General features: G+C 48.5%; 1 protein-coding gene. It reads left to right on the forward strand.

From position 1 onward, the window contains the following. Positions 1-132 precede the first annotated feature (132 nt). Positions 133-342: a hypothetical protein gene (locus H4O21_RS24095; RefSeq protein ID WP_182812421.1), complete on the forward strand. Its 210-nt coding sequence runs from the start codon at positions 133-135 to the stop codon at positions 340-342. Positions 343-526: the final 184 nt, after the last annotated feature.

Raw genomic sequence — 526 nt, forward strand, 5'->3', positions numbered from 1 at the left:
ATGGCTTCACGACGTTCATCAGAATAACGCGGCATATCCGATCCTTAAGCCCGCTGTTGAATTGTTTTTTTCAATAAAGGTTATCGGACAATTATCCTGACACAGCGGGCTGCCCTGTCAGAGGGTATGGTCATGACGGTAACACCCGTGGCCACAGCATCCACTCATACAGCCACAGAGAACAATACGCTTCCGGAAGCCACTGACACCCAGCGATCCGGAGACCACAAAACCCCATCCCCACAAATGCCATACACACAAACCACAACCGAACCGGGCACTTTGACCGCCCGGCTTAAATCACTGATCAGGCCGCCGGATGGTCGGCCCGTTACCAGTTAGAGGAAAAGAAAATGTCTACTATTACAACAATCTCTTTAGACAGAGACGATTACTCCGCTATCACAGCATCAATCCTCACAACTCTTGCAGGACCTATCTAGTCAGCCCTGAAAAAGTCAGGTTTCTATCTAACAGAGCATCGGTTGGCTTTATTGCTCCAGGAAATAAAGCCAACTGATTTTCT

The organism is Oceanospirillum sediminis (assembly GCF_014164585.1).
In the GTDB taxonomy this organism is placed as follows: Bacteria; Pseudomonadota; Gammaproteobacteria; order Pseudomonadales; family Halomonadaceae; genus Oceanospirillum; species Oceanospirillum sediminis.

Excerpts from the sequence above, each read along its gene's own strand:
- H4O21_RS24095 (WP_182812421.1), top strand. The coding sequence starts at position 133 with ATGACGGTAACACCCGTGGCCACAGCATCCACTCATACAGCCACAGAG.